Genomic DNA, 16,188 nt, shown 5'->3' on the forward strand with positions numbered 1-16,188 from the left:
CCCGCACGATACGGCTAGATTGGATTCATGGTCTATTCAGTCGCGGTTGCGGGAGCAAGCGGGTACGCGGGCGGAGAAGTGCTCCGTCTGCTGAGTGCGCATCCGGAGTTCGAGGTGCGAACCGTCACCGCCCACGCCAACGCGGGCCAGCAGCTGACCGCTGTGCACAGCCACCTGCGCTCCTACCGGGGCATGGTGTTGCAGGAGACCACGCCCGAGGTGTTGAAGGGCCACGACGTCGTCTTTCTCGCACTGCCGCACGGCAAGTCGGGGGCCCTGGCCGATGAGCTCGGCGACGCGAGCCTGGTCGTCGACTGCGGCGCCGACCACCGGCTGGTCAGCGCGAGCGCGTGGGAGACCTTCTACAAATCCGAGCACCACGGCTCCTGGCCCTATGGCCTGCCCGAGCTCGTGCTGGCCTCGGGGGCGAAGCAGCGGGAGAACCTCGTCGGTGTGAACCGCATCGCGGTGCCCGGATGCAACGTCACCGCCGTGAGCCTGGGCCTCGCACCCGGCATCCGGGCCGGTGTCATCCAGCCCACCGACCTGGTCGCGGTGCTCGCCGTCGGGCCGTCGGGCGCGGGCAAGACGCTGCGCACCGACCTGCTCGCGAGCGAGCTGCTCGGTTCGGCGCACGCCTATGGCGTCGGCGGCACCCACCGGCACGTGCCCGAGATCGTGCAGAACCTCACCGGCGCCGGCGGAGAAGCCGTGACCGTCTCGTTCACACCGGTGCTCGTGCCGATGGCGCGCGGCATCCTGGCCACCTCGACCGCCCGGCTGCAACCCGGGGTGAGTGCCGCCGACGTGCGCTCGGCATGGGAACTCGCCTACGCCGACGAGCCCTTCGTCGAGCTGTTGCCCGAGGGATCGTTCCCCGCCGTCAGCGACACGATCGGCGCGAACACCGCGCTGATCGGCCTCGCAGTCGACGAGGCGGCCGAGCGCGTCGTGACCGTGACCGCGCTCGACAACCTCGTGAAGGGCACGGCCGGGGCGGCCATCCAGTCGACGAACATCGCTCTGGGCCTACCCGAGCAGCTCGGTCTCAGCATCGACGGAGTGGCACCGTGAGCGTCACCCGGCCCGCCGGGTTCCGCGCATCCGGCGTCGTCGCGCGCCTGAAATCGACCGGCGCCCGCGATCTCGCTCTGGTGGTGAATGACGGGCCGCGCAGGAGTGCCGCCGCCGTGTTCACCTCGAACCGCGCGAAGGCGAATCCGGTGATCTGGTCGGAGCAGGTGGTGAAAGACGGCACGGTGAGCGCCGTGATCCTCAACTCCGGCGGCGCGAACTGCTTCACGGGAGCGTTCGGCTTCCAGACCACCCACGCCACGGCCGAGGCGGTCGCGAGCGAGCTGGCCATCTCGGCCTCCGACGTCCTCGTGTGTTCCACCGGCCTCATCGGGGTCGGCGACCAGGTGTTCCGCGACAAGATCCTCGACACCGTGCCCGCCGCTGTCGCCGCCCTCTCGGCGGAGAGTGGGGGAGCGGATGCCGCTGCCGCCATCATGACCACCGACACGCACCCGAAGGAGGCCGTCGAGGAGTCGCCCGCCGGCTGGTCGATCGGCGGCATGGCGAAGGGGGCCGGGATGCTCGCCCCGGGCCTTGCGACGATGCTGGTCGTCATCACCACCGACGCCGACCTCGACCCGGATGTGCTCGACCGCGCGCTGCGCGCCGCGACCCGGGTCACTTTCGATCGCGTCGACTCCGACGGCTGCATGTCGACCAACGACACGGTCGCGCTGCTCGCGTCCGGCGCCTCCGGAGTCGTGGCCGACGAGACGGAGTTCACCGAGGCGCTCACCGCCCTCTGCCGCGACCTCGCTCTGCAGCTCCAACGCGACGCCGAAGGCGCGAGCCATGACATCGCGATCGAGGTGGTCAACGCGGCGAGCGAAGACGACGCCGTGGTGGTGGGCCGCGCCGTCTCGCGCAGCAACCTCCTGAAGGCGGCCATCTTCGGCAACGACCCGAACTGGGGCCGGGTGCTCGCAGCGCTCGGAACGACGGATGCCGCGTTCGACCCCTATGCCATCGACGTCTCGATGAACGGGGTGATGGTGTGCCGGGCCGGCGAGCCCGGAGACGATCGCGAGCTGGTCGACCTCACGCCGCGCGCCTGCACGATCCTGATCGACCTGAAGGAGGGTGACGCGAGCGCCACCATCTGGACCAACGACCTCACCCACGACTACGTGCACGAGAACAGCGCATACGCCAGCTGATGCCCGAATACGCCGTCCCCTCCGCCGCCGCTGCCGAGCTCGCGCACGTCAAGGCGCAGACGCTCATCGAATCGTTGCCGTGGCTCAAGCGCTTCCACGGGCAGGTCATCGTGGTGAAGTTCGGGGGCAACGCCATGGTCGATCCCGATCTGCAGCGCACCTTCGCCGAAGACATCGTCTACCTGCGGTCGGTGGGCATCCGCCCCGTCGTGGTGCACGGCGGAGGGCCGCAGATCTCGCAGATGCTCGAGCGTCTCGGCATCGCGAGCGAGTTCCGCGGCGGCTACCGGGTCACGAGCCCCGAGGCGATGGACGTGGTGCGGATGGTGCTCACCGGTCAGATCAGCCGCGACATCGTGAGCCACATCAACGAGCACGGACCGCTGGCGGCAGCCCTCTCGGGTGAAGACGCCGGACTGTTCGAGGGTCAGCGGCGGCAGGTCGAGATCGACGGCGAGCTGGTCGATCTCGGACTCGTCGGCGACGTCGTCGGGGTGAACCCCGAGGGCGTGCTCGCCCAGCTCGACGCGGGGCGCATCCCGGTCGTCTCCTCCATCGCGCCCGACATCGACGAGCCCGGCCAGGTGCTCAACGTCAACGCGGATGCCGCGGCGGCGGCCCTGGCGGTCGCCCTGAACGCCGCCAAGCTTGTCATCCTCACCGACGTGGCCGGTCTCTACAGCGACTGGCCGAACCGCGACTCGCTGGTCTCCGTGATCGAGACCGAGGAGTTGCGGGCGCTGCTGCCGAGTCTCGAATCGGGCATGATCCCGAAGATGGCGGCCTGCCTCGAGGCCGTCGACGGCGGCGTCGCGAAGGCCGCGATCATCGACGGCCGCGAGGCGCATTCCATCCTTCTCGAAGTTTTCACCCCGGGCGGTGTCGGCACGGAAGTCGTGCCGGCGGCGGCCCACTGAACCGGAGGCCAGTCGTGCCAGGCGCTGAGACGGACACCCAATGGCAGAGTCGCTTCGACTCGTCGCTGATGCGGACGATGGGCACGCCGTTGCGCCTGCTCGTGCGCGGCCAGGGCGCCTACGTCTGGGACGACGAGGGCACCGAGTACCTCGACTTCCTCGCCGGCATCGCGGTGAACTCGCTCGGCCACGCGCATCCGGTGTTCGTGGAGGCCGTCTCCCGGCAGGCCTCGACGCTCGCTCACGTGTCGAACTACTTCTCCACCCCGCCGCAGCTCGAGCTCGCCGAACGACTGAAGCGCATCACCGGTGCCGGTGACGGCGGACGCACCTACTTCTGCAACTCCGGCGCCGAGGCGAACGAGGCGGCCTTCAAACTCGCGCGGCTGAATTCCTCCGACCATCGCCGGAAGATCGTCGCCCTGCACAACGGATTCCACGGCCGCACGATGGGTGCGTTGTCACTCACCGGCAAGCCCGCCATGCGCGAGCCCTTCGAGCCGATGCCGTCGGGTGTCGTGCACATCGACACCACGCTCGAGGCGCTCGAGGCCACGATCGACGACTCGGTCGCGGCGCTCTTCGTCGAGCCGATCAAGGGCGAGGCCGGCGTGCTCGAGCTCCCGCCGGGCTACCTGCGTCGGGCGCGCGAGCTCACCGAGCAGCACGGGGTGCTGCTCATCCTCGACGAGATCCAGACCGGCGTCGGCCGCACCGGCGCCTGGTTCTCCTACATGAACGACGGCATCCTGCCGGATGCGGTCACCATCGCGAAGGGGATGGCCGGCGGTTTCCCGATCGGCTCGCTGGTGACCTTCGGCTGGGCCTCCGACCTCTTCACCCGGGGTCAGCACGGCAGCACCTTCGGCGGCAACCCGCTCGCCACCGCCACGGCCAACGCCGTGCTCGGCGAGATCGAGTCCGCGGGCCTGGTGGAGAACGCCGCGCGGCGGGGCGCGGAACTGCGCGCGGTGATCGCGGGCCTCGAGTCGCCGCTGGTGGAGGAGATCCGGGGGCAGGGCCTGCTCATCGGCATCGGCCTCCGCGAACCGGTCGCCGGCCCGATCTCGGATGCGGCACTCGCGAACGGCCTGATCATCAACGCCCCGAACGACTCGAGCCTGCGTATCGCGCCTCCGCTGATCATCGGCGATGACGAGGTGCGCGTGTTCGCGGAACGGCTCCGACGAGCCTTCGACGCGGTCTCCGCCGACTGACGGCACGCCGCGTCGGCTGACCTCGCTATCCTGAACACTTCCGACTCTTCCCGACACTGAGGCGAACCGAACCATGACCAGGCACTTCCTCCGCGACGACGACATCACGCCGGCCGAGCAGCAGCAGATCCTCGATCTGGCCGTGCAGCTGAAGAAGGACCGATTCCAGGCCAAGCCCCTGGCCGGTCCGCAGACCGTCGCGGTCATCTTCGACAAGTCCTCGACCCGCACCCGGGTGTCGTTCGCGGTCGGCATCGCCGATCTCGGCGGCATCCCGCTCATCATCTCCACCGCGTCGAGTCAGCTCGGCGGCAAGGAGACGGCGTCCGACACCGCGCGGGTGCTCGAACGCCAGGTGGCCGCGATCGTGTGGCGCACCTATGCGCAGTCGGGGCTCGAGGAGATGGCGGCGGGCACCCGGGTGCCCGTGGTCAACGCCCTCTCCGACGACTTCCACCCCTGCCAGCTGCTCGCCGACTTCCTCACCATCCGCGAGCACCGCGGCGAGTTGGCAGGCCTCACCGTCGCCTTCCTCGGCGACGGGGCGAGCAACATGGCCCAGTCCTACCTGCTGGCCGGAGCGACCGCGGGCATGCACGTGCGGATCGCGAGCCCGGCCGAATACTCGCCCACGGCATCCGTCGTCGCCGATGCCGAGAAGCGAGCCGCCGAAACAGGGGGATCGGTCACGGTGCTCACCGATCCGGCGGAGGCTGCGTCGGGAGCCGACGTCGTGGTCACCGACACCTGGGTGTCGATGGGCAAAGAAGACGAGAAGGCCGAGCGCGTGAAGACCTTCGGCGGCTACCAGGTCGATCCGGCCATGATGGCGCGGGCGAAGGGCGATGCGCTGTTCCTGCACTGTCTCCCGGCCGACCGTGGCTACGAAGTCGCGGCCGAGGTGATCGACGGACCGCAGAGCGTGATCTGGGATGAGGCGGAGAACCGCCTGCACGCCCAGAAGGCGCTGTTGGTCTGGCTGTTCGAGCAGAACGAGCAGGCGACTCCTGTCCGGAAGGCGGGCTTCTGATGTCCGACGACGTCTCTTCACGGGCAGCCGAGGCCGGCGCGCTCTGGGGAGGCCGCTTCTCCGGCGGCCCCGCTCCCGAGCTCGCCGAGCTGAGCCGTTCGACGCATTTCGATTGGCAGCTCGCGCAATACGACATCGCGGGTTCGCGCGCTCACGCCCGGGCGCTGGCGCGCGCAGGCTACCTCGACGAGGCCGAGTTGACGGGCATGCTCGACGCCCTCGACGAACTCGCCGCCGCCGTCGACAGCGGCGAATTCACTCCGCTGCCCACGGATGAAGACGTGCACTCGGCACTCGAGCGCGGGCTGATCGAGTTCTCCGGCCCCGAGCTCGGCGGCAAGCTCCGTGCGGGCCGCAGCCGCAACGATCAGATCGCCACCCTGGTGCGGATGCTCCTGCGCGATCACGCGGCGACGCTCGCCCGGCTCCTCGTCGACCTCATCGACGCCACCGCCTCGCAGGCCGACGCGAACTTCGGCGCCATCCTGCCCGGCCGCACCCATCTGCAGCACGCGCAACCGGTGCTCCTCGCGCATCAGCTGCTCGCGCACTGCTGGCCCCTGGTGCGTGACATCGAGCGCCTGCGCGACTGGGACGCGCGGGCGAACGCCTCTCCCTACGGCTCCGGAGCGCTGGCCGGCAACACCCTCGGCCTCGACGCCGAGCTCGTCGCGCACGACCTCGGCTTCGCTCACGGGGTCGAGAACTCCATCGATGGCACCGCCTCGCGCGATGTCGTGGCGGAGTTCGCCTACGTCACCGCCCAGATCGGCATCGACCTCTCACGCTTCGCGGAGGAGATCATCATCTGGAACACGAAGGAGTTCGGCTTCGTCACGCTCTCGGACTCGTACTCCACGGGCTCCTCGATCATGCCGCAGAAGAAGAACCCCGACATCGCCGAGCTCGCCCGTGGCAAGGCGGGCCGACTGATCGGCAATCTCACGGGGCTCCTGGCCACGCTGAAGGGCCTTCCGCTCGCGTACAACCGCGACCTGCAGGAGGACAAGGAGCCCGTCTTCGACTCGATCAAGACCCTCGAGGTCCTGCTGCCTGCTTTCACCGGCATGGTCGCCACCCTGACCTTCCACACCGAGCGGATGGCCGAGCTCGCACCGCAGGGCTTCTCGCTGGCGACGGATGTCGCGGAGTGGCTGGTGAAGCAGCACGTCACCTTCCGTGACGCGCACGAGATCACCGGCACCCTGGTGAAGTTCGCCGAGGATCACGATCTCGACCTCGACCAGCTGAGCGACGAGCAGTTCGCCGCCATCTCCGAGCACCTGACACCCGAGGTGCGGGCGGTGCTCACCATCGAGGGTTCGGTGGCGAGCCGCGACGGCTCGGGCGGCACGGCCGGCGTCCGCGTGCGGGAGCAACTGGCCGCCCTGACCGAACGGGTGCGGGCGCTCGTCTCGCAGACCGGTGCCCTGCCCGGAGGTGTCTGATGAACGACAAGAAGCCCAAGCCCGAACGCGCGCCCGGCGACCCCGGGTTCTGGCGCCGCCCGCTGCCGAACCGCGTGGTCTGGCTGATCATCGCGCTCGCCGGTGTCGTGGTGGTCGCCGGGATCGTCGTGAGCCTGGCGCTCGGCGTCCGCCTCTTCTGATCCGGCCTCCCGCACCATCATGATCGACCTCGCCGAATCCTCGCTCGAGATCGCGCCGCTGCTCCTCGGTGCCGTGTTCCGCCACGACTCTCCAGCGGGAGCCGTGGCCATCCGCATCACCGAGGTCGAGGCGTACATCGGCGAAGGCCTCGACCCGGGGTCGCACGCCTTCCGTGGCAAGACCGCCCGCAACGCGGTGATGTACGGCGATCCCGGCCACCTGTACACGTATTTCACCTACGGGATGCACGTCTGCGCCAACGTTGTCTGCTCACCTCCTGGCGAGGCGACCGCGGTGCTGCTGCGCGGTGGAGAGGTGATCGAGGGCATCGAGCTCGCCCGAGAACGTCGCACCACGGCGAAGAACGACGCCGAGCTCGCCCGCGGTCCCGCCCGTCTCGTGCGGGCGCTCGGCATCGCGATGACCGACAACGGGGCGGCGCTCGACCGCGAGCCGTTCTCGCTGGAGTTCCCGCAGGCCCGCTCCGCCGGCATCGCGACCAGCCTGCGCACCGGGGTGAGCGGCCCGGGCGGCCGGGACCCGTTCCGATGGCGCTTCTTCCTCGAAGGCGACCCCACGGTCTCGCCCTACAAACGCCACCCGAAGGCGTGAGCGCCGACAGCTCGAACCCTCCCTCGCTGGTAGGCTTGGACACCGTGTCAGAGACAGTCGCCCCACCCGGGATCGTGCAGCAGAACGATCCGTCGTTCGACGATATCTGGGACGAATTGGTCTATCGCGGCCTGGTGCACGTCTCCACCGATCCGGCCGAACTGAAGTCCCTGCTGGCGGGCGATCCGATCACGTTCTACTGCGGATTCGACCCCACGGCCCCGAGTCTGCACCTCGGCAATCTGGTGCAGCTGCTGGTGATGCGGCGCCTTCAGCTCGCAGGGCACAAACCGCTCGGTCTGGTGGGCGGATCGACGGGCCTGATCGGCGATCCCCGGCCGAGCGCCGAGCGCACGCTCAACACGAAGGACACGGTGGCCGAGTGGGTGGGCTACCTGCAGAGCCAAGTGGCCCGGTTCCTCAGCTTCGACGGCAACAACGCGGCCCGGCTGGTGAACAACCTCGACTGGACGGCGCCGCTCTCGGCCATCGACTTCCTGCGCGACATCGGCAAGCACTTCCGGGTGGGCACGATGCTGAAGAAGGACGCCGTGTCGGCGCGGTTGAACTCCGACGCCGGCATCAGCTACACCGAGTTCAGCTACCAGATCCTGCAAGGGCTCGACTACCTCGAGCTCTACCGGAGTTACGGCTGCGTGCTGCAGACCGGGGGCAGCGATCAGTGGGGCAACCTCACGAGCGGAACGGATCTCATCCACCGAACCGAGCACGTCAGTGTGCACGCGATCGGCACCCCGCTCATCACGAATTCCGACGGCACGAAGTTCGGCAAGAGCGAAGGCAACGCCATCTGGCTCGACCCCGCGCTCACCAGCCCCTACGCGTTCTACCAGTTCTGGCTCAACACCGACGACGCCGACGTGATCGACCGGTTGAAGATCTTCTCGTTCCGGCCGCGGACCGAGATCGAGCGCTTGGCCCAGGCGGTGGCCGACGAACCGTTCCGTCGCGAGGCGCAGCGGGCGCTGGCCTATGAGGTGACGGCGCTCGTGCACGGAGTGGCGGCGACGGATGCCGCGATCGCGGCCGCGGCCGCACTCTTCGGCCAGGGCGAACTCGCCGACCTCGATGAGGCCACGCTCGGTGCGGCGATCGCGGAACTGCCGAACGTCCCGGCAACGGCGGAGACGACCGTGGTGGAGGCTCTGCTCGACACCGGTCTCGTCTCGAGCCTGGGGGAGGGCCGCCGCGCCATCGCGCAAGGCGGCGTCTATCTGAACAACGCGAAGGTGTCCGACGAGAGCGCCGCTCTCGGGGGTGCCGCGTTGGCGGGCGGGTTCGCGGTGCTGCGTCGCGGCAAGAAGACACTCGCCGGCGTCACGATCAGCTGACCGGACCCGCCCGGCCGATCACCCGACGGTGACGGGGATCGCGGTGTCGGGGCTGACGTGCACCGATCCGGGGAGACGGATGAGTGTGAGCTCGGCCTCCTCGCGCAGCGGTGGCTTCGGCGTGCGCAGCTTCGCGAGCGTCCAACGCTTGTCATCGCTGAGGTTGGGTGTGGTCGCCAGCCGGTAGTCGGCGATCTTCACGGCGGCCTGCAGGGCGATGGTGCGCGGGTCGTCTTTCGTTCCGACTTCGAGTGTCACCGAGCGGCGCACGATCACGTCGTCGTCGCCGCGCAGGTGCACGGTGAACTGCACCACTCCGGGATCCTCGGCACCGGTCGACCGGTGGTAGCCGACTTCCTGGATCCACGGGTACCGCACGTGACCCACCGCGACATCACTCTTCTTCGTGCCCGTGGAGGCGCGGATGAGCACACGCGCATCCGTCATCGCGAACGACGAGCCCGTTGTGCCGGTGGGCGCCTCGGCGTCACCGGCCTTCTCGTGAACCCGAACAGCGGATGCCGCGTGCCAGACCGGATCGACACCGTCTCGCTCTTCGCCGACGATCGTGAACTTCGCGTCCACGGAGGGGTAGAGCGCATCGCGCGCATCACCCGGACCTCGTGTCGCCATTACCGTGTACACCATCAGGGGTGTTCCTCTCTTGCGACAATCTGTCTCCTTGAGACTACATCCGCGAAATCTCAGGGCGACACGCCCGGGATGCATCGCAATTTGCCACCCCTCGAAACATCCGCGTAATCTTCTAACTCGTCACCCCAAAGGTGCGGAAAGCGGAAGAGCTTCCCGGCCTCAAGAGGGACCATCCCATAAGCCGAAAAGGCACAAACTACCTAGTAGTTCTGTGTCTGAAAGCTTAGGATGTACAGACACCGCTCCCGCAGCTGTCGAAGCGTCGGATTCGCGCCTGAGATTATCTCAAACACAGCGAAAACGCCGATTTGACACAGAGCGCGGGAGTGGTAGGGTTGAGAAGTTGCCTCGGAGCAACGCGAAACACTGAAAAGCATTGAGCTACAGGGTGACGCGGCTACGAACAACATCTGAATCCTGACCTTCGAAGTCATGGCTTCGTTTGGCGCGCCGAGATCTGATCTCGACACCGAAAAACGGCCGATTTGACACGGAGATCGAAACAAGTAATATAGAGAAGTTGCCTGAAACGAAAGCCGAAAGGCCTGGTATTCAGAGCATCCGATCCTTGAGAACTCAACAGCGTGCACAATGTCAAATGCCAAAAACCCCGTCTGACTTAGGTCAGAAGGGATTCCTTTGGAATACATTTAGAACAACAAAGCAAGTCAGTAATGATTTGTCTTGTCAGTTTCAAACTCGTGCGATGCAGAACCCATTCCGGTTCGGTCGCACAAAAAATGTGCCGGCCACTTCGGTGGTCGTGCAAATAAACATTTACGGAGAGTTTGATCCTGGCTCAGGACGAACGCTGGCGGCGTGCTTAACACATGCAAGTCGAACGGTGAAAGAGGAGCTTGCTCCTCTGGATCAGTGGCGAACGGGTGAGTAACACGTGAGTAACCTGCCCTTGACTCTGGGATAAGCGTTGGAAACGACGTCTAATACCGGATACGACGACCGATGGCATCATCTGGTCGTGGAAAGAATTTCGGTCAAGGATGGACTCGCGGCCTATCAGCTAGTTGGTGAGGTAATGGCCCACCAAGGCGACGACGGGTAGCCGGCCTGAGAGGGTGACCGGCCACACTGGGACTGAGACACGGCCCAGACTCCTACGGGAGGCAGCAGTGGGGAATATTGCACAATGGGCGCAAGCCTGATGCAGCAACGCCGCGTGAGGGATGACGGCCTTCGGGTTGTAAACCTCTTTTAGTAGGGAAGAAGCGAAAGTGACGGTACCTGCAGAAAAAGCACCGGCTAACTACGTGCCAGCAGCCGCGGTAATACGTAGGGTGCAAGCGTTGTCCGGAATTATTGGGCGTAAAGAGCTCGTAGGCGGTTTGTCGCGTCTGCTGTGAAAACTGGAGGCTCAACCTCCAGCCTGCAGTGGGTACGGGCAGACTAGAGTGCGGTAGGGGAGATTGGAATTCCTGGTGTAGCGGTGGAATGCGCAGATATCAGGAGGAACACCGATGGCGAAGGCAGATCTCTGGGCCGTAACTGACGCTGAGGAGCGAAAGCGTGGGGAGCGAACAGGATTAGATACCCTGGTAGTCCACGCCGTAAACGTTGGGAACTAGATGTGGGGACCATTCCACGGTCTCCGTGTCGCAGCTAACGCATTAAGTTCCCCGCCTGGGGAGTACGGCCGCAAGGCTAAAACTCAAAGGAATTGACGGGGGCCCGCACAAGCGGCGGAGCATGCGGATTAATTCGATGCAACGCGAAGAACCTTACCAAGGCTTGACATATACGAGAACGGGCCAGAAATGGTCAACTCTTTGGACACTCGTAAACAGGTGGTGCATGGTTGTCGTCAGCTCGTGTCGTGAGATGTTGGGTTAAGTCCCGCAACGAGCGCAACCCTCGTTCTATGTTGCCAGCACGTAATGGTGGGAACTCATAGGAGACTGCCGGGGTCAACTCGGAGGAAGGTGGGGATGACGTCAAATCATCATGCCCCTTATGTCTTGGGCTTCACGCATGCTACAATGGCCGGTACAAAGGGCTGCAATACCGTAAGGTGGAGCGAATCCCAAAAAGCCGGTCTCAGTTCGGATTGAGGTCTGCAACTCGACCTCATGAAGTCGGAGTCGCTAGTAATCGTGGATCAGCAACGCCACGGTGAATACGTTCCCGGGCCTTGTACACACCGCCCGTCAAGTCATGAAAGTCGGTAACACCCGAAGCCGGTGGCCCAACCCTTGTGGAGGGAGCCGTCGAAGGTGGGATCGGTGATTAGGACTAAGTCGTAACAAGGTAGCCGTACCGGAAGGTGCGGCTGGATCACCTCCTTTCTAAGGAGCACTGGCAACTTCGGTTGTCCAGAGGCCAGATCGAGACATACGTTCTCGCTGGTAGCTCATGGGTGGAACATTGACATTGATGCAGTAAGAGCCGGCTAGACGCCAGTACGACCTTCGGGTTTGGAAAATGTCTGACCGGGGGAGATTGCATACGCACGCTGTTGGGTCCTGAGGGACCGGATCTTCTGCTTCGGCAGTTGGACTGAACCTCAGGACCTTTTCTTGTCTCGCAGTAGCGAGGCGCGGAAGGGTACCGCCCGTACTTTGAGAACTACACAGTGGACGCGAGCATCTTAGATTCAGGACTTTGTCCTGGATCACAAAGATCAACAAGAACCCTTCGGGGTTCTGTAGATCATTGGTCAATTTTTCTAACGAAAGATCGATTCAAACTCATGTGATTTCAAGTTTCTAAGAGCAAACGGTGGATGCCTTGGCATCTGGAGCCGAAGAAGGACGTATAAATCTGCGATAAGCCTCGGGGAGCTGATAATAGAGCTTTGATCCGAGGATTTCCGAATGGGGAAACCCCGCTGGGCCCGCAAGGTGACCCGGTGACTCCCGCCTGAATATATAGGGCGGGTAGAGGGAACGTGGGGAAGTGAAACATCTCAGTACCCACAGGAAGAGAAAGCAAAAGCGATTCCGTTAGTAGTGGCGAGCGAAACCGGAAGAGGCTAAACCGATCATGTGTGATAGCCGGCAGGCGTTGCATGGTCGGGGTTGCGGGACTTTTCTGCTGATTCTGCCGAACAGCAAGCGTTACAACGCAATATAGACGAATGGCATTGAAAGGCCAGTCATAGAGGGTGCCAACCCCGTAGTCGAAATGTTGCAATGGCGCGAAGAGTATCCCAAGTAGCACGGGGCCCGAGAAATCCCGTGTGAATCTGTCAGGACCACCTGATAAGCCTAAATACTCCCAGATGACCGATAGCGGACAAGTACCGTGAGGGAAAGGTGAAAAGTACCCCGGGAGGGGAGTGAAATAGTACCTGAAACCGTTTGCTTACAAACCGTTGGAGCACCCTTGTAGGTGTGACAGCGTGCCTTTTGAAGAATGAGCCTGCGAGTTAGTGATATGTGGCGAGGTTAACCCGTGAGGGGCAGCCGTAGCGAAAGCGAGTCTTAATAGGGCGAATCAGTCGCATGTTCTAGACCCGAAGCGAAGTGATCTATCCATGGCCAGGTTGAAGCGACGGTAAGACGTCGTGGAGGACCGAACCCACTTCAGTTGAAAATGGAGGGGATGAGCTGTGGATAGGGGTGAAAGGCCAATCAAACTTCGTGATAGCTGGTTCTCTCCGAAATGCATTTAGGTGCAGCGTTGCGTGTTTCTTGCCGGAGGTAGAGCTACTGGATAGCCGATGGGCCCCAAAAGGTTACTGACGTTAGCCAAACTCCGAATGCCGGTAAGTGAGAGCGCAGCAGTGAGACGGTGGGGGATAAGCTTCATCGTCGAGAGGGAAACAACCCAGACCACCAAATAAGGTCCCAAAGCGCGTGCTAAGTGGGAAAGGATGTGGAGTTGCACAGACAACCAGGAGGTTGGCTTAGAAGCAGCCACCCTTGAAAGAGTGCGTAATAGCTCACTGGTCAAGTGATTCCGCGCCGACAATGTAACGGGGCTCAAGCACGCCACCGAATTTGTGGCATTTATGTTAGTGACAGGCCTTCGTGGTCCAGTCGCATAGATGGGTAGGAGAGCGTCGTGTGGCCAGCGAAGCGGCGGTGTAAACCAGCCGTGGAGGCTACACGAGTGAGAATGCAGGCATGAGTAGCGAAAGACGGGTGAGAAACCCGTCCTCCGAAAGACCAAGGGTTCCAGGGCCAGGTTAATCCGCCCTGGGTAAGTCGGGACCTAAGGCGAGGCCGACAGGCGTAGTCGATGGACAACGGGTTGATATTCCCGTACTGACGAAGAACCGCCCAAGCTAATCCAGTAGTGCTAAGAGTCCTAACCCGGACCACTGATCCCCTTCGGGGGTGACGGGACCGGTCTAACGCTCGAACCCGTTCTGGTGCGGTTAGCGTATTAACAGGTGTGACGCAGGAAGGTAGCTGAGCCGGGCGATGGTTGTCCCGGTCTAAGGATGTAGGGCGAACGATAGGCAAATCCGTCGTTCATATAGCCTGAGACCCGATGGGTAGTCCTCACGGACGAAATCAGTGATCCTATGCTGCCAAGAAAAGCATCGACGCGAGGTTCCAGTCACCCGTACCCCAAACCGACTCAGGTGGTCAGGTAGAGAATACCAAGGAGATCGAGAGAATCGTGGTTAAGGAACTCGGCAAAATGCCCCCGTAACTTCGGGAGAAGGGGGGCCTGAGGCGTGAAGGGATTTACTCCTGGAGCGTTTGAAGGCCGCAGAGACCAGTGGGAAGCGACTGTTTACTAAAAACACAGGTCCGTGCCAAGTCGCAAGACGATGTATACGGACTGACGCCTGCCCGGTGCTGGAAGGTTAAGAGGAACGGTTAGCCGCAAGGCGAAGCTGAGAATTTAAGCCCCAGTAAACGGCGGTGGTAACTATAACCATCCTAAGGTAGCGAAATTCCTTGTCGGGTAAGTTCCGACCTGCACGAATGGCGTAACGACTTCCCAGCTGTCTCAACCGCGAACTCGGCGAAATTGCACTACGAGTAAAGATGCTCGTTACGCGCAGCAGGACGGAAAGACCCCGTGACCTTTACTACAGCTTGGTATTGGTGTTCGGTGTGGCTTGTGTAGGATAGGTGGGAGACTTTGAAGCTTGGACGCTAGTTCAGGTGGAGTCATTGTTGAAATACCACTCTGGTCACTCTGGATATCTAACTTCGAACCGTAATCCGGTTCAGGGACAGTGCCTGGTGGGTAGTTTAACTGGGGCGGTTGCCTCCTAAAAAGTAACGGAGGCGCCCAAAGGTTCCCTCAATCTGGTTGGCAATCAGATGGCGAGTGTAAGTGCACAAGGGAGCTTGACTGTGAGACTGACAAGTCGAGCAGGGACGAAAGTCGGGACTAGTGATCCGGCAGTGGCTTGTGGAAGCGCTGTCGCTCAACGGATAAAAGGTACCTCGGGGATAACAGGCTGATCTTGCCCAAGAGTCCATATCGACGGCATGGTTTGGCACCTCGATGTCGGCTCGTCGCATCCTGGGGCTGGAGTAGGTCCCAAGGGTTGGGCTGTTCGCCCATTAAAGCGGTACGCGAGCTGGGTTTAGAACGTCGTGAGACAGTTCGGTCCCTATCCGCTGCGCGCGTAGGAAATTTGAAAGGATCTGACCCTAGTACGAGAGGACCGGGTTGGACGAACCTCTGGTGTGTCAGTTGTTCCGCCAGGAGCACCGCTGATTAGCTACGTTCGGGATGGATAACCGCTGAAAGCATCTAAGCGGGAAGCCGGCCTTGAGATGAGATTTCCATACCTTCGGGTGAGAGGCTCCCAGCTAGACTACTGGGTTGATAGGCAGGATGTGGAAGCGAGGACTAAAGACTCGTGGAGCTGACCTGTACTAATAAGCCGATAACTTGATAATCACTATCTTCATACCGTTGTAAGGCTGGTATTTAGAGCCAAGATTGCTTGCGTCCACTATGTGGTTCTCGATGTACGGTCGAGAGCCGAACAAATCAGCAATGATTGTTCGATTCACTTTGATACATCAATAGTGTTTCGGCGGCCATAGCGAGAGGGAAACGCCCGGTCACATTCCGAACCCGGAAGCTAAGACTCTCTGCGCCGATGGTACTGCAAGGGGGACCTTGTGGGAGAGTAGGACACCGCCGGACTTCTTTGTGAAATGGCCACCCAGCAATGGGTGGCCATTTTGCGTTAAGTCCGTGGTTTTTCAGCCGCCGAATGAGTACCTGAGGAGGGCCCATCGTGACCGACAACGATGACGAGAAGCGTCGCGACGAGCGCGGCGATGACGCACGTCCGAAGCGCGATGACAGTGGTCGTCGCCCTCCTCGCAGCGACTCGGGCCCGGCGCGGCCACACGGCAGCCGGCCGGCCCGTAACGACTCCGACAAGCGCCCGTTCACCCCGCGCCGTGACAGCAGTTCGCGGCCCGATCGCGGTGGGCGCCCGGATGCCGGGGGCCGGAGCGATCGGAGTGCCCGTCCCGAGCGCGCCGGGGGTCCGGCGCAGGGGGGTCGGCCTGATCGCGGAGATCGCCCCGATCGGGGCGGACGCCCTGACGGCGCCGGTCGACCTGCCCGGACGGGCAGCGCGGATCGCGGCGGTCGTCCGGAGCGCGGCGGTTCTGAG

At 63.4% G+C, this 16,188-nt stretch carries 10 protein-coding genes and 3 rRNA genes; 12 read left to right on the plus strand and 1 reads right to left on the minus strand.

All coding sequences use genetic code 11. From position 1 onward, the window contains the following. Window positions 1-27: 27 nt before the first annotated feature. The 9 genes from argC (at window position 28) to tyrS (ending at window position 8,972) form a co-directional block, all read left to right on the plus strand. Complete coding sequence (gene argC / locus BLW00_RS18620) at window positions 28-1,074, plus strand: N-acetyl-gamma-glutamyl-phosphate reductase (protein WP_092556987.1); 1,047 nt, start codon at window positions 28-30, stop codon at window positions 1,072-1,074. Then, window positions 1,071-2,234 (plus strand): bifunctional glutamate N-acetyltransferase/amino-acid acetyltransferase ArgJ, encoded by a 1,164-nt coding sequence (argJ, locus tag BLW00_RS18625; protein WP_092556989.1) that lies wholly within the window; start codon window positions 1,071-1,073, stop codon window positions 2,232-2,234. The genes argC and argJ overlap by 4 nt, the downstream gene beginning before the upstream one ends. Further along, window positions 2,234-3,151, plus strand: a complete 918-nt coding sequence (gene argB, locus BLW00_RS18630; RefSeq protein ID WP_092556991.1) for an acetylglutamate kinase — start codon at window positions 2,234-2,236, stop codon at window positions 3,149-3,151. The genes argJ and argB overlap by 1 nt, the downstream gene beginning before the upstream one ends. Window positions 3,152-3,165: 14 nt before the next feature. Further along, the gene (locus BLW00_RS18635; protein WP_281242427.1) at window positions 3,166-4,368 is read left to right on the plus strand and encodes an acetylornithine transaminase; all 1,203 of its coding nucleotides are present in this window, start codon (window positions 3,166-3,168) and stop codon (window positions 4,366-4,368) included. 73 nt (window positions 4,369-4,441) lie between these two features. Next, entirely contained in the window at window positions 4,442-5,398 is a 957-nt protein-coding gene (gene argF / locus BLW00_RS18640) for an ornithine carbamoyltransferase (protein WP_092556993.1), read from the plus strand. Next, complete coding sequence (gene argH, locus BLW00_RS18645; protein WP_092556995.1) at window positions 5,398-6,846, plus strand: argininosuccinate lyase; 1,449 nt, start codon at window positions 5,398-5,400, stop codon at window positions 6,844-6,846. Before argF ends, argH begins: the two co-directional genes overlap by 1 nt. Beyond that, window positions 6,846-7,007, plus strand: a complete 162-nt coding sequence (locus BLW00_RS23595) for a hypothetical protein (protein WP_175494374.1) — start codon at window positions 6,846-6,848, stop codon at window positions 7,005-7,007. The genes argH and BLW00_RS23595 overlap by 1 nt, the downstream gene beginning before the upstream one ends. Window positions 7,008-7,026: 19 nt before the next feature. Further along, window positions 7,027-7,620: a DNA-3-methyladenine glycosylase gene (locus BLW00_RS18650; RefSeq protein WP_092556997.1), complete on the plus strand. Its 594-nt coding sequence runs from the start codon at window positions 7,027-7,029 to the stop codon at window positions 7,618-7,620. Window positions 7,621-7,664: 44 nt separating this feature from the next. Then, window positions 7,665-8,972 (plus strand): tyrosine--tRNA ligase, encoded by a 1,308-nt coding sequence (tyrS, locus tag BLW00_RS18655; RefSeq protein ID WP_245741677.1) that lies wholly within the window; start codon window positions 7,665-7,667, stop codon window positions 8,970-8,972. 18 nt (window positions 8,973-8,990) lie between these two features. Here tyrS and BLW00_RS18660 read toward each other — a convergent pair whose 3' ends face one another. Further along, window positions 8,991-9,620 carry a hypothetical protein gene (locus tag BLW00_RS18660; protein ID WP_139256792.1) on the minus strand — a complete coding sequence of 210 codons (630 nt, stop codon included), beginning with the start codon at window positions 9,618-9,620 and terminating at the stop codon, window positions 8,991-8,993. 782 nt (window positions 9,621-10,402) lie between these two features. On the opposite strand from BLW00_RS18660, the gene BLW00_RS18665 reads away from it, so the two are divergent. The 3 genes from BLW00_RS18665 (at window position 10,403) to rrf (ending at window position 15,707) form a co-directional block, all read left to right on the plus strand. Next, window positions 10,403-11,926 (plus strand): 16S ribosomal RNA (locus BLW00_RS18665). A 410-nt stretch (window positions 11,927-12,336) separates the two neighbouring features. Next, window positions 12,337-15,454, plus strand: a 23S ribosomal RNA gene (locus BLW00_RS18670). 136 nt (window positions 15,455-15,590) lie between these two features. Next, window positions 15,591-15,707 (plus strand): 5S ribosomal RNA (rrf, locus tag BLW00_RS18675). The 16S, 23S and 5S rRNA genes sit together here, the layout of an rRNA operon. The last annotated feature ends 481 nt before the right edge of the window (window positions 15,708-16,188 follow it).

It is taken from the genome of Herbiconiux ginsengi, assembly GCF_900107435.1.
Classification (GTDB): domain Bacteria; phylum Actinomycetota; class Actinomycetes; order Actinomycetales; family Microbacteriaceae; genus Herbiconiux; species Herbiconiux ginsengi.